At 33.9% G+C, this 18,762-nt stretch carries 14 protein-coding genes, 1 pseudogene and 1 riboswitch; of the genes and pseudogenes, 12 read left to right on the forward strand and 3 right to left on the reverse strand.

The genetic code is table 11. From position 1 onward, the window contains the following. Positions 1 to 27 precede the first annotated feature (27 nt). The gene (locus ACP5QL_RS06415; RefSeq protein WP_012583213.1) at positions 28 to 501 is read right to left on the reverse strand and encodes a bifunctional nuclease family protein; all 474 of its coding nucleotides are present in this window, start codon (positions 499 to 501) and stop codon (positions 28 to 30) included. Positions 502 to 588: 87 nt separating this feature from the next. Between ACP5QL_RS06415 and ACP5QL_RS06420 the strand changes: the two genes are divergently transcribed. After that, positions 589 to 1,461 carry a DMT family transporter gene (locus ACP5QL_RS06420; protein WP_273334309.1) on the forward strand — a complete coding sequence of 291 codons (873 nt, stop codon included), beginning with the start codon at positions 589 to 591 and terminating at the stop codon, positions 1,459 to 1,461. Here ACP5QL_RS06420 and ACP5QL_RS06425 read toward each other — a convergent pair. After that, a complete protein-coding gene (locus ACP5QL_RS06425; protein WP_428126218.1) occupies positions 1,430 to 1,963 on the reverse strand; it encodes an ECF transporter S component in 534 nt (177 codons plus the stop codon). The two genes, ACP5QL_RS06420 and ACP5QL_RS06425, sit on opposite strands and share 32 nt — an antisense overlap. A 79-nt stretch (positions 1,964 to 2,042) precedes the next feature. Continuing rightward, positions 2,043 to 2,217, reverse strand: a riboswitch (FMN riboswitch). Between the two features lie 22 nt (positions 2,218 to 2,239). Further along, complete coding sequence (locus ACP5QL_RS06430) at positions 2,240 to 3,151, reverse strand: DegV family protein (protein ID WP_428126221.1); 912 nt, start codon at positions 3,149 to 3,151, stop codon at positions 2,240 to 2,242. 164 nt (positions 3,152 to 3,315) lie between these two features. Between ACP5QL_RS06430 and ACP5QL_RS06435 the strand changes: the two genes are divergently transcribed. The 11 genes and pseudogenes from ACP5QL_RS06435 to ACP5QL_RS06485 all read left to right on the forward strand — a co-directional run. Next, positions 3,316 to 5,604 carry a glycoside hydrolase family 3 N-terminal domain-containing protein gene (locus ACP5QL_RS06435; protein ID WP_273334304.1) on the forward strand — a complete coding sequence of 763 codons (2,289 nt, stop codon included), beginning with the start codon at positions 3,316 to 3,318 and terminating at the stop codon, positions 5,602 to 5,604. A gap of 151 nt (positions 5,605 to 5,755) precedes the next feature. Beyond that, the gene (locus ACP5QL_RS06440) at positions 5,756 to 6,772 is read left to right on the forward strand and encodes a GntR family transcriptional regulator (protein ID WP_242603755.1); all 1,017 of its coding nucleotides are present in this window, start codon (positions 5,756 to 5,758) and stop codon (positions 6,770 to 6,772) included. 94 nt (positions 6,773 to 6,866) lie between these two features. After that, positions 6,867 to 8,063: pseudogene (locus tag ACP5QL_RS06445) on the forward strand (maltose ABC transporter substrate-binding protein). 45 nt (positions 8,064 to 8,108) lie between these two features. Further along, a complete protein-coding gene (locus tag ACP5QL_RS06450; protein WP_428126226.1) occupies positions 8,109 to 9,836 on the forward strand; it encodes a DUF4896 domain-containing protein in 1,728 nt (575 codons plus the stop codon). Positions 9,837 to 9,838: 2 nt separating this feature from the next. After that, complete coding sequence (locus tag ACP5QL_RS06455) at positions 9,839 to 12,079, forward strand: ABC transporter permease subunit (RefSeq protein ID WP_273334297.1); 2,241 nt, start codon at positions 9,839 to 9,841, stop codon at positions 12,077 to 12,079. 36 nt (positions 12,080 to 12,115) lie between these two features. Then, positions 12,116 to 13,975 carry a glycosyl hydrolase 53 family protein gene (locus tag ACP5QL_RS06460; protein WP_428126229.1) on the forward strand — a complete coding sequence of 620 codons (1,860 nt, stop codon included), beginning with the start codon at positions 12,116 to 12,118 and terminating at the stop codon, positions 13,973 to 13,975. Between the two features lie 56 nt (positions 13,976 to 14,031). After that, the gene (locus ACP5QL_RS06465) at positions 14,032 to 15,606 is read left to right on the forward strand and encodes an ABC transporter substrate-binding protein (protein ID WP_012583223.1); all 1,575 of its coding nucleotides are present in this window, start codon (positions 14,032 to 14,034) and stop codon (positions 15,604 to 15,606) included. 49 nt (positions 15,607 to 15,655) lie between these two features. After that, positions 15,656 to 16,657: an ABC transporter permease gene (locus tag ACP5QL_RS06470; protein WP_428126233.1), complete on the forward strand. Its 1,002-nt coding sequence runs from the start codon at positions 15,656 to 15,658 to the stop codon at positions 16,655 to 16,657. A gap of 9 nt (positions 16,658 to 16,666) precedes the next feature. Beyond that, positions 16,667 to 17,530, forward strand: a complete 864-nt coding sequence (gene nikC / locus ACP5QL_RS06475) for a nickel transporter permease (RefSeq protein WP_428126236.1) — start codon at positions 16,667 to 16,669, stop codon at positions 17,528 to 17,530. 11 nt (positions 17,531 to 17,541) lie between these two features. Then, complete coding sequence (locus ACP5QL_RS06480; protein WP_428126240.1) at positions 17,542 to 18,003, forward strand: methylglyoxal synthase; 462 nt, start codon at positions 17,542 to 17,544, stop codon at positions 18,001 to 18,003. Positions 18,004 to 18,215: 212 nt separating this feature from the next. Beyond that, the coding region (locus tag ACP5QL_RS06485; RefSeq protein ID WP_428126243.1) for an S-layer homology domain-containing protein at positions 18,216 to 18,762 on the forward strand (547 nt) is incomplete at its 3' end.

Here is an 18,762-nt window from a genome sequence, read left to right on the forward strand (position 1 = left end):
TTTCTACAGACCCTCCTATAACTCTATTTATTGTTTTTTAAATTCATCAGGGTTTAAATCTTGAAGAAGCTTAGTTAATTCTTCTTCAGCACTATACTCCTCCACAAAGCCTGCTTCTTCTATGAGTTTTGAATCCACATAGATGGGAGAATTTGTTCTTAAAGCAAGAGCCATGGCGTCCGATGGTCTTGAGTCTACCTCTAAGGTTTTATCATCTATATTTATATAAATAGTGGCGTAAAAGGTGTTTTCTTTTAAAGAGTGAATAAATACTTTCTCTACTTTAGCATCTAATGCTTCAATTATGTTTTTCATAAGATCATGAGTAAGAGGTCTTCCTATATCTATCTTTTCAAGGGCGATTGCGATAGCATTGGCTTCAAAAGGACCTATCCATATAGGAAGAAATCTTTTGCCTTCGCTCTTTTCACGGAGTATTACGACAAACTGGTTTGTTTGTGGGTCTAAACTTAATCCTGCTACGTAAACCTCTACCATCATAAAGTTCACCTCTTTTTGGTAGATGTTTCTTTTATATTAACTTAAATATCTTGTTTTGTAAATTATTGTGGTATAATCCAATTCTGTATGGAAAGTAAAGAAATTAAAGGGTTCTTTATCCTTATACTGGTAACTTTTATTTGGGGTAGTACTTTTTCTTTTACAAAGATTGCTCTTAAGGTGTTCACACCCTTTTTTCTTCTTTTCCTTAGGTTTCTTTTTGGAGCTTTATTTTTATTTTTATTTTTAAAACTTAAAAAACAAAGAATATCTGTAAACCGGTCAGGTATTATTCTTGGATTGATAAATTTTAGCGCTATTGCTTTTCAAACCTTTGGACTGCAATATACCACTGCTACTAAAACCGCCTTTATTACTGGTATTTCAGTTCTCTTAGTACCTTTCTTTGAGAAGTTCATTTTTAAGAACAAAATTTATTGGAATTTATGGCTTGCTGTAATTATAGGATTTATAGGGCTTATTTTTTTAACCACAGATTTTTCAGTGGTTTCTAAAATTAATTGGGGAGATTTCTTGGTGTTTATATGTGCTGTATTATATGCTCTCCAGATTGTGTATATTTCTTATGTGGTGGAACATAGAGAAGTATTTGATCTGGCTTTTTCTGAGATTTTGTTTACTGCCATATTTTCTTTTTTGTTTTTTTTGTTCTTTGAACCAAGAAATCTCCCCTTATATTTTATTTTTCAAAATTCTTTGCCTATTGTTTACTTAGGAGTTGTTGCTACAGCTTTTACTCTGACTCTGCAACTTATTGGTCAAAAGTATGTACCTCCTACTAAATCTGCTTTAATATACAATTTAGAACCAGTTTTTGCTACATTATTTGCCTTTATACTTCTTTCTGAAAAATTGACTCATCTTCAAATCATAGGAGCTCTTTTGATACTTATGTCTTTATTTATCTCTATCCCTTCATCTTTTCAAAATAAGTCCTGATGAGGGATATGGATAACAATATATAAGTTATTATGGAGTTTATTCCTGCTTTTATTAAATTAAAGGGAATAATGACAGGAAAAATTAATGGATAAATAGTATTTCTTGGTACCCCTAAATATATAGGGGTGAATATGATATTTGCCACAGCCATAACTATAGCCATACTAATGGTTCCAAGTGCAAGACCTAATATTAAATTCTTAGTCTTTGTGTAGACATAGCCTGATACGACAATTAATGTGCCTGAGGCTAAAAAATGCATTAATGCTCCAATGGGACCTCCTTGTCCAGTTAGAACTGCCATTAATATAGCTACAATTAGGGTTGCAAGTATACCGTGAGGTATTCCTACTTGGGTTGAGATTAGTATTAATGGAATATCTCCTGGATCATAGAGTAGATATGGGGCTTGGGGAAGAATGGGGAAATAGATAGTGATGGAAAGAATGATTGATAATGCAGTAAGGATTGACACAAATACAAGTTTTTTAGTACCCATGATCTTACCTCCTTTTTGTTTTTTATATAAAAAAAGCCCTGAAGGTATATACCTTCAGGGCTTTTTTATCAAAAAATTAAATTACCTTCTCCCATCCGGACTATACCGTCGGCTCTGGATTCTCACCAGATCTGCAAGCCCTTTAGGCTTGCTCGCAGGCTTAGGTATCCCCATATTTGGAAATACCATCACTGCCGGTCGGGAATTGAGAGGAACTTTTATTGTTCCTCTCTCACCCTGCCCCGAAGGTAATTTTTTAAGATTATATACAAAAATTTATCTCGATTCAATATCAAGAGACAGACTTAAGGGGTAGGCTATTACTCCTATCGTTCCTGGTCCTGAGTGTACGCTTAGTGCTGCACTTAGCTTATTCACTATTATGTCTCTTAACTCAAATACTTTTGAAATCTCTTCTTTTATTTTGTTTATCTCTTCCATGGCATTTGCATGTAAAAATCCCACATTTAAAACTTTATTATCTTTAAAAAAGTCTTGCATATGAGAAACTATTCTTTGATATGTTTTTAATCTTCCTACGGCTTTATCTAAAGCGACCAAAACCCCTTCGGGATTAACCGAGATTATGGGATTTATTTTCAAAACTTCTGCAAGAAGATATTGGGCTTTTCCTATTCTTCCTCCAGCTGCAAGAAATTTAAGAGTGTCATTTGTAAAAGCATGGAATAAATTTTCTCTGATTTTGCTGATATGTTTTATAGTCTCTTTAATATTCCATCCGTTAAGAGATGCTTTTGCTGCTTCTATTACCATAAAGCCGGTACCCAAAGATACACTTTTTGAATCTATGACTTCTATTTCGTAATTTGGATTTTCTTCTTTAAGGATCTGCTTTGCAGTATTTGCTGATTGAAAGGCTCCGCTTCCCCATGAAGTCATGTGGATGCTTAACACTTTTTTTCCTTTTTCCAATATTTTTTTAAAAGCCTCATAGTACTCTCCAACTCCAGGACAGGCGGTCTTAGGTAATTTGGATAAATCTTCAAGGTTCTCCATATAATTCCAAATATATTCCGGAGTTATATCTACATTCTCCTGAAAAACTTTTTCTTGCAGGTGTATGTAATAGGGTATTACTTCTATTTCCAATTCTTTGCTAATTTCTTCTGGTATATCGGCAGTACTATCGGTTACCACTTTAAATTGTATTTTTGTATTATTGTTCATTAAGTATCCTCCTAAAACTAATTTTTAGAATTGTCTTATTATATTATATATTTGGGTATATATAAAGCATTGCTTTGAAAATGTTTAAATTGTCTCTTTCATTTTTATATGAGTTTGGATATAATTACTAAGTGTAAAAACGTTTTTCTAAGGGAGGTAAAGTAATGGAGGAAAAAGAAATCTTAAAGAAAGTTAGAGATTTAATTTCAAAAATGACCCTTGAGGAAAAAATTGCTCAGCTACAGTCGGTTTTTGGGAAAGAGTTAGTGGATGAGAGTGGCAATTTTTCTGAGGAGAAGGCGGAGAAACTTTTAAAGAATGGGATTGGACAAATCTCTCGAGTGGCAGGAGAAAAAGGAATGGATCCAGAAAGGGCTGTTGAACTTGCTAATAAAATTCAGAAATTTTTAAAGGAGAAAACAAGACTTGGTATTCCTGCAATAATTCATGAAGAATGTCTTAGTGGATTTATGGCAAAGGGGGCAACAGTATTTCCTCAGGCTATTGGTATGGCAAGCACTTTTGAACCTGAACTCATAAGAAGAGTAAGTGATGTTATAAGACAGCATATGAGAGCAGCTAATGTGCATCAAGGGCTTTCCCCTGTTCTTGATATTCCAAGAGATCCAAGATGGGGTAGGACAGAAGAGACCTTTGGAGAAGATCCTTATCTTGTGTCCAGAATGGCTGCAGAGTATGTAAAGGGGCTTCAAGGAGAAGATTGGAGAGAAGGAATTATTGCTACAGTTAAACATTTTACAGCTTACGGTATTTCTGAGGGGGCAAGAAATTTGGGCCCTGCTAAGGTTGGAGAAAGAGAGCTTAGAGAAGTATTTTTATTCCCCTTTGAGGTAGCAATAAAAGAGGGTCAAGCTGGTTCTTTGATGAATGCATATCATGAGATAGATGGTGTACCTTGTGCTTCATCAAAATTTTTGTTAACAAAGATTCTAAGATGGGAATGGGGTTTTAAAGGTTATGTAGTATCTGATTATATCGCTATAAGAATGTTAGAAAATTTTCATAGAGTAGCAAAAGATGCAAAAGAAGCAGCTGTTCTTGCTTTAGAAGCTGGAATTGATATTGAATTACCAAGCGTGGACTGTTATGGAGAGCCTTTGATTCAAGCAGTAAAAGAAGGACTTATTTCTGAAGAAGTTATAAATGCATCTGTTGAAAGAGTTCTAAGGGCAAAATTTATGCTCGGATTATTTGATGGTGATTTAGAGAAGGATCCTAAGAAAGTGTATGATATTTTTGATAAACCGGAGTTTAGAGAATTATCAAGAGAGGTTGCAAGAAGGTCTATAGTGCTCCTTAAGAATGACGGAATATTACCTCTTTCTAAGAATATTAGAACAGTTGCAGTGATTGGCCCTAATGCAGATAATCCCAGAAATCTACACGGAGATTATAGTTATACTGCTCATATACCATCAGTATCGGAAACCCTTGAGGGAGTAAAGATACCTGAGGAATGTGCGGTAAGAACAGTAAGTATTCTTGAAGGAATTAAGAATAAAGTATCAGCTGAAACTCAAGTTTTATATGCTAAGGGTTGTGAAATTCTTAGTGATTCTAAAGAGGGATTTGACGAGGCAATAGAGATTGCTAAGAGGGCTGATGTGATTATAGCGGTAATGGGTGAGGAAAGCGGTTTGTTCCACAGAGGAATCTCTGGTGAAGGTAATGATAGAACAACTCTTGAACTTTTTGGAATACAGAGAGACCTGTTAAGAGAACTTCATAAACTTGGTAAACCTATTGTTCTTGTACTTGTTAATGGGAGACCTCAGGCATTAAAGTGGGAGCATGAAAATCTCAATGCGATATTAGAAGCATGGTATCCAGGTGAAGAAGGTGGAAATGCTGTAGCTGATGTAATTTTTGGAGATTATAATCCATCTGGAAAATTACCTATTTCTTTTCCTGCTGTAACAGGACAGGTACCTGTTTACTATAATAGGAAGCCTTCAGCCTTTACCGATTATGTGGAAGAATCAGCCAAACCCTTGTATCCTTTTGGACATGGTCTCTCTTACACCACTTTTGAGTATTCTAATCTGAAGATTCATCCAGAAAAGGTGAATGCTTTAGAGAAAGTAGAAATTAGTTTTACTATTAAGAATACAGGAGTCAGAGAGGGAGAAGAAGTAGTTCAATTATATGTTCATGACCAAGTAGCGAGCTTAGAAAGACCTGTTAAGGAGTTGAAAGGATTTAAGAAAATACATCTTAAGCCTGGAGAGTCAAAAAGAGTAACCTTTATTCTTTATCCTGAGCAACTTGCTTTCTATGATGAGTTTATGAGATTTGTTGTAGAAAAAGGTATTTTTGAGATAATGATTGGAAGCTCTTCTGAAGATATAAGACTTACAGGAACCTTTGAAGTACTTGAGACAAAAGTAATAACAGAAAAAAGAAAATTTGCAAGTGAGATTAAAGTAGAGTAGGTATAAAAAGGGGGAGAATTAACTCCCCCTCTTATTTTTTCTTATATCCCCTAGAAATATGGTCTTGATCCTCTATTGACTATTTGTGTTAAATATGATACCTTTTAATTAAAAGTGGTATTAAATTGGTTGAAATATGAAAATTTCCCCTTTGATTAAAGAGAAAATTAAAGAGGAACTCTTAAAGATAATTGAAAAGAATAGGAAAGAGGATTATGTAAAATTATCCTCTGAGAGGGAACTTGCTCAAACTTTTAATGTAAGTAGAACTACCATAAGAAGCGTAATGAAGGAACTCATAGAAGAAGGGATAATAGTACAATTTCAAGGAAAAGGAACTTATATTGTCCCCAAAAAGGAGAAACATGTGTATGTTTTGAATTCTCCCGATTTAAAAACTGAAGATCCTTTTTATTCTAAATTTTTTGTGGCTCTAACAAATAGGCTTACTGAGAGGGGTTTTAGCTTGAATTTTATATCTATGGACAAGGTAATAAAAAACCGAAATAGAGACATTCCGTTATTACTGGTAGGTTTGATTAATGACGAATCCATTGAAAAACTCAAAGAGAAATTCCAATATTTAATTTCTATTGAGCAGTACTTCAATCATGATAAGATTATTCAAATTTCTGTAGATGATTATAAGATAGGCTGGTCTGCGGCTGAAGCCTTTATTAAGAGAAAACATAATTATATTATACATCTTTGTGGTCCAGAAAGATATACTGCAGCTCGTTTAAGGAAATTAGGTTTCTTGGATAGGGTGAAAATTGAAGAAGGTATAAAGTATGAGATAATTGAAGGTAAAATGAACTATAAATCTGGTTATGAGCTTGGAGAGAAAATCTTAGACATTTTTAATAATGAGAGGAAGAGTAAAATTGGCATCTTTGCGGCAAATGATTGGATGGCTATAGGTTTAATTCAGAGATTAAAAGAATCTGGAATTTTAGTGGGTAAAGAATTGAGCATAATTGGATGTGATGATATTCCATTAGCCAAAGAGGTTGTTCCTAACTTAACTACTTTTAAGTGGGATGTGGAAAAAATTATAAGCGAAATAATAGAGCTTTTGGATGATATAATAAACAAAAAGAAAATTATTTCTAATAAACGAGTTTTAGTATCTGCTAAGCTTATTATAAGAGAAACACTGATGAATTGATAGGTGGTTTTAAATTGGTACAAGTGGAGGTGAAAAGAAAAAATTAAAAAGAATAAATAGCTTTTCCAATAAACCTTTTGAAATGGGGTTCACTATGAGAAAGTTAAGTTATGTGCTAATGTTGGTTTCTTTGATGCTTCTTTTCCTTAGTTTGACAGGTGCTCAAACTAATAAGATTACTGTCTGGTGCTCTGAAAAACAAGTGGATATCCTCCAGAGATTAGGAGAGGAGTTTAAGGCAAAATACGGTGTCAGTGTTGACGTTCAGTATGTGGAATTTGGTTCTATTAAGCCTAACTTTTTGACTGCTGCCCCTCAAGGTAAAGGTGCAGATGTGATTGTAGGTGCCCATGATTGAGTAGGAGAACTTGTAGTAAACGGCTTATTAGAACCAATAGCTCAATTTAAAGACCAAAATCAATTTTACACTACTGCTTTGAATGCTTTTTCTTATGGTGGTAAGCTTTATGGATTACCCTACGCTATGGAGGCTATTGCACTAATCTACAATAAAGATTATGTAAAACTGCCTCCTTCAACCTTTGATGCTTTAATCTCAACGGCTAAAAGGATAGATACTGCTTATAAAGGAAAAGTAAGAGGCTTTATAACCAGTGGAGCAGAATTCTATTATGTGGCACCTGTTCTTTTCGGTTATGGAGGATATGTATTTAAGGAAACATCAAAAGGCCTTGATGTCTCTGATATTGGGCTTGCAAATCCTGGTGCTATAAAGGGTGCAAAACTTTGGAAGAGGCTATTTGACGAAAAGATTTTGACTCCTGGAGATAACTATCAGATAATGGATTCAATGTTTAAAGAAGGAAAAGCAGCAATGATAATTAATGGTCCATGGGCAGTGAAAGCTTATAAGGATGCGGGTATAAACTATGGAGTAGCAGTAATTCCAAGCTTAGAAAAAGGGGTTGTAGCAAAACCTTTCGTAGGAGTTCAAGGTTTCATGATAAATGCAAAATCTCCTAATAAGATTCTTGCAAGGGATTTTGTACTCAATTATATAGCCACAAAAGATACCATGTATAAGATTTATCTTGCTGATCCAAGAATTCCTGCAAGAAAAGATGTTCTTGCTATGATTAAGGATAATCCAGATATTGTTGGTTTTACAAAGAGTGCAGCAAATGGTATACCTATGCCTAATGTTCCTGAGATGGCCTTTGTTTGGAGTGCTATGAATGATGCTCTTAATCTAATTGTAAATGGTAAAGCAACTCCTGAGGAAGCTTTAGAAAATGCAGTAAAAGCTATAAAAGCTCAAATTAAGAGATAGAAAAAAGGCCCGGGGTATTCCCGGGCCTATTAGGAGGTAGATAGTTTGACTTCAAAAGTAATAAAACTTATTTTATGGTTTATATTAGCATTAATTAATGGTCTTCTTTTTTGGTCAGGAGTCTATCTAATTCAGAATTATTATTATGAACTTGGTATTGTTGTTATAATTGCCTTACTTCTTATTGACTTTTTCATCTTTAATCCAAAAGCGTATCCATACAGATACACAATTCCTGCTCTTATTTTTTTATTTTTACTTGTTATTTATCCCATATATTTCACTATAAAAACTGCCTTTACTAATTATGGGACTGGACATATATTTACTCGTGAAGAGGCAGTTGAGAGATTGTTGTATGATCCTAACTATACCTATGTGATAGAGAAAAACCCTATAGATTTTAAGATCTTTACTGTATATGAGAATTTAAAACCCACAGAAGACTTTCTTATTCTGTTTAAGATAAATGGGGAAAACTATTTAGGAAAAACTCCTATTCCTACTATTAGAAAAGGTACCGAGGTTTTACTTAGAGAAGGTAGGCTCTTTAAAGCGAATTCCTCAAAGATAAAGATAGATAGTATAGTTTATGAATTTCAACCTTCATTGGAGAATGCAGAGAAAATAATTTTAGATAATAAAGTCTACAGATTGATGTATTCTTCTGAAAGTTCTGATTTGGAAAAAAATACTTATTATTTTGTTCTGTTAGTTCAAAAGTATCTTTCTAATACAGAATATTTAGATCAGGAAAGAGGAAGAATAATAGGAATAAAGGTTGACACTGATGGTAAGTGGAAGTTCTTTTTTATAAATAGATTGTATAGACTTTCCTTTGAAGATGTAAGAGAAGGAGATAAATTTTATAGAAAAAGCGTGATAATAAACACCAAAACCCAAAAGCCATTAATAGAGGAAAAAGGTTCCTTTTACGACCTCGACGAGAGTGGTAATAGAATTTTCTTGATAGGTTATACCACTTTTGTAGGTTTAGAGAATTTTGGAAGAATTTTTAAAGATGAGAGAATTTCTAGACCATTTTTGAATATATTTATGTGGACAATGGAATGGTCTTTATTTACCGTATTATTGTCTTTTTCCATAGGTCTTGCTTTTGCTCTTGCTTTGAACAATAGGAGATTAAAGGGAAGAAATATTTACAGAACTCTTCTAATAATTCCATGGGCAATTCCTTATTTTATATCGGTTTTGACCTGGAAAAACGGTATATTTAACGAAACTTACGGAATTCTTAACAAGATAATTCTTCCAATGATGGGATTAAATCCAATAAAATGGTTTAATGATCCCTTCTGGGCAAAGGTAATATGTATAGTTGTAAACACATGGCTTACTTTTCCATACATGATGACCATATCTCTGGGTGCTTTACAGTCAATTCCCGATGAACTCTATGAGGTGGCCGCGATTGACGGGGCTGGTAGAATAGCAAGATTCAGATATATAACCCTTCCTATGCTTTTGACCATTGTAGCACCGCTTTTAATAAGTAGTTTTGCTTATACTTTTAATAATTTCACTTTAATATATCTTTTAACAGCAGGTGGTCCTCCTATGGTTTCTGCGACTACCCCAGCGGGTCATACCGATATTTTAATATCTTATGTATATAAACTTGCTTTTGAGGGAAGGGGACAAGAATTTGGTTTTGCAAGTGCTATTTCTATTTTAATATTCTTCTTAGTAGCTGGTATAAGTTTGGTTAATTTTAAAATATCGGGTTCTTTTGAAGAGGTAAGAGGTGAATAGTCATGGTTGAGAGAAAGACCTACTTTTTAACTCATATTATTCTTTGGATCCTGATTCCTCTTATATTGTTTCCTGTGGTTTGGGTGGTTAGTACCTCTATAAGGAGGGATGAAGCTGCTTTCTCTACTAAAATTTTCTCATCAAGGATATCTTTACAAAATTATAAAGATCTCCTTGCTCCTGAGAAAAATATGCCTGCCCTTGTTCAAGAACTTCAAAATCTTATAATGTTAACTCCTCCTTATGATACTTGGGATAGAGGGAGAGTTGAAAGGGAAATAGAAAAGGACATTTCTAACTTGAAATCCTATATAGACGAAACTAAGAGTAGATATGATAAAGCAGAAAAAGGCTATAGAGACTTGAATAATTATTTAGCTTTAAAAACTAATGAAATAAAAAATAACATATACCTACAATTGGAGGCTTTAAAGAAATACTTGGAGGAAAATCTTCCCAAAAAAGGAGAAGAGAGTAATTTGTCTATAAAGTTATCAGAGTTGAAAATTTTGAAAGAAAGAATTAACAATTTAAACTATAAAATATCTCAGAATAGAGAAGAATATAATAAAGTTTTGGTAAAAATTGATGCTCTTCAAAGAGAAATACTGGAGATAAATAATAAGATTAATGCTTTGAACAACGAAATTACATTCCTCAACAACAAGCTTGATCAATATTCATTAGTAAGTTATAAAAAGGCCTCCTCTCTTGACAGAGTGTTTTCTTCTCTAATCGACAGACTTTCAAAATATTCAGACTTTGATTTGCTATTACAGAATATTAGAAGCCTTTCTCGAAAGATAAAATATTTCACATCTGACAGTAAATACTTGTATTTTCAAGCTTCTTTCTTAAAGGTTTCTGAAAATCTTAACAATCTAATTGATCAGCTTGACGCAAAAGTTTCAGAATTAAATGCATACAATAGAAAAGTTGCCATATTGAATCAAGAGAATGAATTTCTTGAGATGCAAAAGGAACTTCTTCAAAATCAAGAAGAGAACATAAAGGAAGAAGTAAGACCATTGACAAAAGTTGACCAGTTGAAAGAATTTATCTCGTCTCTTGATGCGAAATTAGATAAGCTTCAAACAGTAGATGGTTTGGATGCCTTAATTAATGAGGTTTCTGTCTGGGAGGGTGAATTTAGAGATTTTGTTACTTCCTATATTATTGAGTATGGAAGAGATAATTTAAGTTCAAGGATTGAGAATACAGCAGATAAATTTAAATGGTTTAACGACTATAAAACGTTAAAAGATAGATTTGAAAACCTTTCTTCCTATTTAACTAAGAATCTTCAAAAGGCTAATGAATTGACATCTATTATAGAGAGTAGGTGGAGAAGCTTTTTTGAAAAGAGTCTTCAGGGAGATAAAACATATCTTCCTGAACTTGACAGTTTGTACAATCTGATAAAGACTGATTTTGTTAATTTCGTAAGTGCTAACATGAATATTGTATCTAAAAAAGCTGGAGATTTGATGGATAATGTACCTTTTAAAGAGACAAAGAGATGGCTTAATGTGATAGATAGTGAACTATTTAGAATAGATCAGATTTGGAAACAAAAGACAAAGCATTACTTTTTGAAATGGGTTAGGAATTCTATCGTGGTTTCGGGGATTGCTGCTATTATAACTACTTTGATATGTTCTCTTGCAGCTTATCCCTTTAGCAGGATGAGATTTTGGGGTAGAAGATATGGTATCTTGACTCTGCTTCTTATTCAAATGTTTCCCAGCGCAGTATATATGATTGCTATATATAGCTTGCTTAACATTTTAGGTAGATTTATTCCTTTTCTTGGGCTTGATACTCTTTCAGGTCTTACCTTTGTTTATTTAGGAAATATTGCCTATAATATGTACCTCATAAAGGGATATTATGACACCATACCTGATTCCCTTGAAGAATCGGCAATGATCGATGGTGCTACTAGATTTCAAACTTTTTACAAGATTGTGTTGCCCTTAGCAAGACCTATACTAACTGTTGTAGTAATTCTCACGTTTATGAGTATTTTCAATGAATTCATTTTTGCACGTATAATTCTTCAAGATGCCCAAAAGTATACCTATGCTATTGGATTATGGACTTTCTCTTCAGGACCTTATCAAACAGAGTGGGGATTATTTACTGCAGCTGCTCTTCTTGGCATGTTACCTATGACTATATTATTCTTATCATTGCAAAAGTATATTGTCAGTGGTTTAACGAAGGGAGCAGTTAAAGGATAAAAACTTATTGAATTTAGAGTATAAAGGAGTTATATTATGGGGAAGAAAAAAGTATTGTTAATATTATTTTTACTGGGGGTTTTTATGACAACTTCAGGATATGGAGAGAGTAAAGTGTTAGTAAATCCCATAGAAAATATATCGAAGGATTTTATTAAGGGTGTTGATATATCAATGGTATATGAGGTTGAGAAAAATGGAGGAAAATACTTTGATAATGGGGTTCAAAAAGATCCACTTCAGATATTAAAAGATCACGGTGTTAATTGGGTAAGGGTTAGAATATGGAATGATCCATATGATGAAAAAGGAAATCCCTATGGAGGAGGAAACTGCGATTATAAAAATATGACTGAGCTTGCCAAAAGAGCAAAATCTCTTGGTTTAAAAGTGCTTGTAGATTTTCATTACAGTGATTTTTGGGCTGATCCTGGTAAACAGGAAAAACCAAAAGCATGGAAAAATTTAAAAGGTAAGGCTCTTGAGAAAGCAGTTTCTGATTTTACTTATCAAGTTGTTAAATACATGAAGGATAACAAAGCTCTACCAGATATGGTACAGATCGGTAATGAAGTAAACAATGGATTTTTGTGGCCAGATGGAAAACTTGTTGGAGATGATGCAGGGGGTTTTGAAAATTTTGTCAAACTATTCAACGCTGGAGTCAATGCTGTAAGAAGAGTAGACAAGAATATTAAAATAGCAGTACATCTTGCTGAAGGAGGAAATAGTGCCTTATTTAGATGGTTTTTTGGAAATGTTTTAAGTTTAAAAATGGATTTTGATGTTATTGGAGTATCCTATTATCCTTATTGGCATGGTACCATAGATGAGCTTAGGGAAAACTTAAACAGTATTGCTCTTTGGCTAAATAAGGAAATAGCAATTTTTGAGACCGCCTATGCTTGGACCTTAGATGATGCTGACGGCCATCCAAATATCTTTGGCGGAGATTTATGGAAAATAGGAGGATATAAACCTACAATACAGGGACAAGCTACAGCCATAAGGGATATTATGGATGTGGTGGCTCATATTCCAAATAATAAGGGGATAGGAATATTTTATTGGGAAGGGTGTTGGATTCCTGTTAAAGGAGCAGGATGGAAACAAGGAGAGGGTAATCCATGGGAAAATCAAGCATTATTTGATTTTAAAGGTAATACTCTTCCATCCTTAGATGTTTTTAATCTTGTTTATGGAAAAGAAAAGATAACTCCTAATCCAATAGAGGTATTGTCAGAAGTAAATATAAAAGTTTCTACAGGAGAAATTCCAAATTTGCCTGAAAAAGCTAAAGTGTTGTTTGATGATGATTCAATTAGAAGTATTAAAATTAAGTGGGATAATATTGATCCCAAATTCCTTACAACTCCTGGAGAGTTTAAACTAAGAGGGATTATTGAGGGGATTCAGAAAGAGATATATGCAAATATTTATGTAAGTGGCCAGAAAAACTATATACAAAATCCAAGTTTTGAATCTGGTACCCTTTCTCCTTGGAAGGTTGAAGGAGATATCTCGGCTGTAAAAGTTGTAAAAGCAACCCCACCTCAAAACGCAAAGTCAGGGGATTATGCTCTTAATTACTGGCTTGATAAACCCTTTAAATTTGAACTATACCAAGTTATTAAAAATCTTAGTCCTGGTAAATATAAAGTAAGTTTTTGGATACAGGGTGGAGGTGGAGAAAATTTAATAAGATTTAAAGTAAGTGGGTATGGTGGTGAAGATAAATTTATTGATATAATTAATACTGGTTGGCTAAATTGGAAGAATCCTACTATAAGTGATATTGAAGTTACTACAGGAGAAATAAAAATAAGCATAATAGTAGATGGAAATACAGGTAATTGGGCTTGGATTGATGATTTTGAATTAAAAGAGCAAGAGTAAATAGGCAAGGGGGCCTTCGAATAAAATAAATCTGATTAATTTATGGGGAGGTTAAGATGAGGAAATATCTTATTTTTTTGTTGATCTTGGTTCTTTTTGTAAATTTTGCTCACTCTCAAACTCCCAAGAGAGGGGGGACGTTAGTTTTTGGGAGAGGAGGAGACTCGGTTAAATTAGATCCAATAAATGTTACTGATGGTGAATCTTTGAGAGTTACTCACCAAATTTTTGATACCCTGGTGAAGTATAAACCCAATAATACAGAAGTAGTACCCTCATTAGCTGTTAAATGGAGTGTTTCAAAAGATCAAAAAGTTTGGACCTTTTATTTTAGAAAAGGAGTAAAGTTTCATGATGGTACTCCCTTTAATGCTCAGGCGGTGAAATTTAATTTTGACAGATGGAGAGACCCTAAGAATCCTTACCATATCGGAGGAGAGTTTGAATATTGGGGGTACATGTTTGGAGGATTTCCAGGAGTAGTTAAATCTGTAGATGTAGTAGATGATTATACTGTGAGGATTACTTTGACAAAGCCTTTAGCTCCATTTCTCTCTAATCTTGCAATGCCCTGTTTTGCAATAGCAAGTCCTACAGCTATTAAGAAGTATAAAGAAGATTTCTTCAAAAATCCTGTAGGTACTGGACCATTCAAATTTGTCTCTTGGAGTAAAGGGGATAAGATTGTTTTAGAGGCAAATAAGAATTATTGGGATGGTCCTCCTTACTTAGATAAGATAATATTTAGATCCATTCCAGATAATTCAGCAAGATTTATGGAGCTTGAAGCAGGAACCGTAGACATCATCGATGGTATTAATCCAGAGGATGTGGAAAGAGTAAAGCAAAATAAAAATTTACAGCTTTTTATAAGACCAAGTTTAAATGTGTGCTATATCGCAATGAATATGGATAAAAAACCTTTTGATGATATAAGGGTAAGGCTCGCTATAAATTATGCTATAGATAAAAAAGCCATAATAGATGCTTATTATCCTAAGGGGCTTGCTATGGTGGCTAAAAATCCTATTCCTCCTACCTTATGGGGGTACAATGATAAGATTCAAGATTATCCATATGATCCCAAGATGGCGAAGAAATTGTTAGCAGAAGCAGGATATTCTAATGGATTTAAGACTACATTGTGGGCAATGCCTGTTAACAGACCCTATATTCCACAACCCATGAAGGTGGCAGAAGCGGTACAAAGTTATTTGAAGGCTGTAGGTATTGACGCTGAGATTGTGACATATGATTGGGGAACTTATCTTCAAAAAACTGAGAATGGCGAACATGATATGGCATTTTTAGGGTGGACAGGGGATAATGGTGATCCTGATAATTTCTTCTATGTTCTTTTAGATAAAGATAATGCTGTAAAAGGAAGTGCAGGAAATATTGCTTTCTATAGATCCGATGAATTGCATGATATACTTATCAAGGCTCAAACCATATCTGATCAAAGGGAAAGAGCTAAACTTTATGAGAAGGCTTGTGAGATAGTTCATAGAGATGTGCCATGGGTAATATTAGCTCATACGATGCCTCCTCTTGCTGGTAAAATAACTGTGCACAATTATATTCCTCATGCTACTGGAAGTGAACCACTTAATAAGGTTTGGAAAGAATAAAATTATGGGGGAGAGGACTCTCCCCCATGTTTTAGGGGTAATAAAGTAGATGAGGGAATATATAATAAAAAGATTGTTGCTTCTAATTCCTATTGTAATTGGAGTTTCTTTCTTTTCTTTTATATTAATGAGGTTAATACCAGGAGATCCTGCGAGGATAATTTTAGGAGAAAGAGCAACTCCTCAGGAACTCGAACGAATAAGAGAAGAACTTGGCTTAAATAAGCCAATTTTAGTTCAGTATTTAATTTTTTTGAAACAAATTGCTAAGGGAGATCTTGGAAGGTCTATTATAACAAGGGAAAAGGTAATTAAAGAGATTATGAATAGATTTCCTGCTACCATTGAATTAACTTTTTTCTCTATGTTTATAGCAGTTTTTTTTGGCATATTTTTTGGGATTTTAGCATCATTAAAACCTGGTTCTTTTATTGATTCTTTTGTAATGTTTCTTGCACTTATTGGAGTTTCCATGCCTATTTTTTGGCTGGGTCTTATGTTAATATGGTTCGGATCTCTTTATTTAGGATGGTTTCCTCCTTCAGGAAGATTAGACGTGGATATAAACCTCAATGTTATAACAAATTTTTATTTAGTTGATAGTATATTGACAGGTAACTTTAAAGCTTTTTTTAATTCTTTATATCACCTTATACTACCAAGCATTGCGTTATCATCAGTACCTATGGCGACAATTGCAAGAATGACAAGGTCAAGTATGTTAGAAGTTTTAAATCAAGAATATATTTTAGCAGAATACGCTAAAGGCTTACCTAAGAGAAAAATTATTCTAAGGTCTGCTTTAAGAAATGCTCTTATACCTATAATTACAGTTATTGGATTAGAATTTGGCTTTTTGCTTGGCGGAGCTATTATGACAGAAACTATATTTTCATGGCCTGGGATGGGGAGATTAGTATATGATGCTATAATGTCCCGTGATTACCCCTTGATTCAAGGAGCCATATTGTTATCAGCTTTTTTGTTTGTGATGATTAACCTCGTAGTAGATGTTATCTATGTTTTTATTGATCCAAGAATACGTTATTAGGAGAAGCTTATGATGAGAACCGAAAATTTTTGTCAAAAACCCACAAGAAGAATGTTTAAGAAATTTTTGAGGCATAAAACAGGGCTTTTAGGTAGTTTTTTGCTTTTTTCTTTTATTTTTTTGGCAATTCTTGCTCCTATTATAACTCCATATGATCCGTACACTCAAAATTTAACCGAGAGACTGCTTCCTCCATCTTCTAAACATTTATTTGGAACCGACTACGCAGGAAGAGATATTTTTACAAGGATAATTTATGGGGCAAGAATCTCTCTTATTATAGGATTTATATCGGTCTTTTTTGCTTTATCTTTTGGGGTTTTTTTAGGACTGATCTCAGGATATTTTGGAGGAGTATGGGATATTGTGATAATGAGATTAATTGACATAATGCTGGCTTTTCCGACGATATTGCTTGCTATTGGTATTGTAGCTGTTTTAGGTCCTAAGTTGGAAAATACAATGATTGCTGTAGGTATTGTCTCTATACCAACCTTTGCAAGAGTGGTTAGGGCTTCGGTTCTTTCAATTAAGGAAAAGGATTTTATTGCTGCAGCAAAAGCTGTAGGAGTGAGTACAGGAAAAATTTTGTTAAAACATATTTTACCTAATATTGTTGCTCCTATAATTGTACAAGCAACTTTAGGGATAGCTTCTGCTATTCTTGAAGCGGCAGGTCTTTCCTTTTTGGGACTTGGTGCAAAACCTCCTACTCCCGAATGGGGTGCTATGCTTTCCGAATCAAGGCAATATCTGAGATCTGCTCCTTGGACTGTTGTATTTCCAGGTCTTGCTATAATGTTATTAGTTCTTGCTTTTAATCTTTTTGGTGATGCTTTAAGGGATGTATTTGATCCAAAGTCTTATAGATGAGGTGCAAAGATATGGGGTATAGAGAGATCATTATGGGGAAGCAAAAAAGAATTGCCTTAGTAGCCCATGATAATAAAAAACAAGAATTATTAGAATGGGCAAAATTCAATAAAGGGACTTTAGCTAACCATATCTTATACGCCACAGGAACTACAGGAGATATTATAGAAAGAGAGCTTGGACTGAAGGTGATAAAATTTTATAGTGGACCTCTTGGAGGAGATCAACAAATTGGAGCAAAGATTGCAGAAGGAGAAATAGATTTCCTTATATTTTTCTGGGATCCATTGAAACCCCTTCCTCATGATCCTGACGTAAAGGCTCTTCTTAGAATTGCCGTAGTATGGAATATACCTATAGCATCAAATAGAGCAACAGCAGATTTTATTATCTCATCTCCATTGATGAATACAGAATATGTAAGACTTGTTCCTGATTATCAAGGATACATTCATAGAAAAATAAATTTGTAAAATTTTATCACAAATATATTGATTTCATTATGTTGACATCTAATTATTTTAAAAGTATAATTTAATTGAGTTTTCATGAAGGGAGGTGGAGAGGGAAATTCTAAATTAGCCTCTTTTAACGGTCTTAATTGGGAATTTAGAGAGGAAGCTCTTTATCCCTTTTGGGGTAAAGGTAGCTCTCTCTAAAAAATAATTTATTATGGGAGGGTCGTATGAGTAGGAGGATTTTAGGCTTAATATTAGTGGGGTTTTTAATCTTCAGTGTCTCTTATGCTCAAGTAGGTAAATTCAAGGATGTACCATCTAATCATTGGGCAGCAGAAGCAGTTAAATACATGACAGATTTAGGGATAATTACTGGAATTAAGCCTGATACCTTTGGTGGAGATCTGTATGTAACAAGATATCAAGTTGCAGTATTACTTTACAAGTTAATACAAGCTCTACAGAGTGGTAAGATTGTTTTGCCCGCAGCAGATGTTAGTGAACTTAAAGATCTTGTTTCTCAACTTCAGGATGAATTACAACTTATTGGCGCAAATGTGGAAGATTTAATGAGTGCATTGCAAGATCTTGATTCCAGAGTTTCTGACTTAGAGGCAGCAATAACTGAGAAGGTAGGAGTAGAAGATGTTGAGAATATGATTAATGAAGCACTATCAGATGTAAATGCAAGACTTGATGACTTAGAGGCAGCAATAACTGAGAAGGTAGGAGTAGAAGATGTTGAGAATATGATTAATGAAGCACTATCAGATG

It is taken from the genome of Dictyoglomus sp., from assembly GCF_049968615.1.
Classification (GTDB): domain Bacteria; phylum Dictyoglomota; class Dictyoglomia; order Dictyoglomales; family Dictyoglomaceae; genus Dictyoglomus; species Dictyoglomus turgidum.

What these genes read in the sequence shown, in the direction of transcription:
- ACP5QL_RS06480 (WP_428126240.1), top strand. Translation starts at nt 17,542, where the DNA reads ATGGGGTATAGAGAGATCATTATGGGGAAGCAAAAAAGAATTGCCTTA.
- ACP5QL_RS06430 (WP_428126221.1), bottom strand. Translation starts at nt 3,151, where the DNA reads ATGAACAATAATACAAAAATACAATTTAAAGTGGTAACCGATAGTACT.
- ACP5QL_RS06460 (WP_428126229.1), top strand. Translation starts at nt 12,116, where the DNA reads ATGGGGAAGAAAAAAGTATTGTTAATATTATTTTTACTGGGGGTTTTT.
- ACP5QL_RS06455 (WP_273334297.1), top strand. Translation starts at nt 9,839, where the DNA reads ATGGTTGAGAGAAAGACCTACTTTTTAACTCATATTATTCTTTGGATC.
- ACP5QL_RS06415 (WP_012583213.1), bottom strand. Translation starts at nt 501, where the DNA reads ATGATGGTAGAGGTTTACGTAGCAGGATTAAGTTTAGACCCACAAACA.
- ACP5QL_RS06435 (WP_273334304.1), top strand. Translation starts at nt 3,316, where the DNA reads ATGGAGGAAAAAGAAATCTTAAAGAAAGTTAGAGATTTAATTTCAAAA.
- ACP5QL_RS06420 (WP_273334309.1), top strand. Translation starts at nt 589, where the DNA reads ATGGAAAGTAAAGAAATTAAAGGGTTCTTTATCCTTATACTGGTAACT.
- ACP5QL_RS06425 (WP_428126218.1), bottom strand. Translation starts at nt 1,963, where the DNA reads ATGGGTACTAAAAAACTTGTATTTGTGTCAATCCTTACTGCATTATCA.
- ACP5QL_RS06470 (WP_428126233.1), top strand. Translation starts at nt 15,656, where the DNA reads ATGAGGGAATATATAATAAAAAGATTGTTGCTTCTAATTCCTATTGTA.
- ACP5QL_RS06465 (WP_012583223.1), top strand. Translation starts at nt 14,032, where the DNA reads ATGAGGAAATATCTTATTTTTTTGTTGATCTTGGTTCTTTTTGTAAAT.
- nikC (WP_428126236.1), top strand. Translation starts at nt 16,667, where the DNA reads ATGATGAGAACCGAAAATTTTTGTCAAAAACCCACAAGAAGAATGTTT.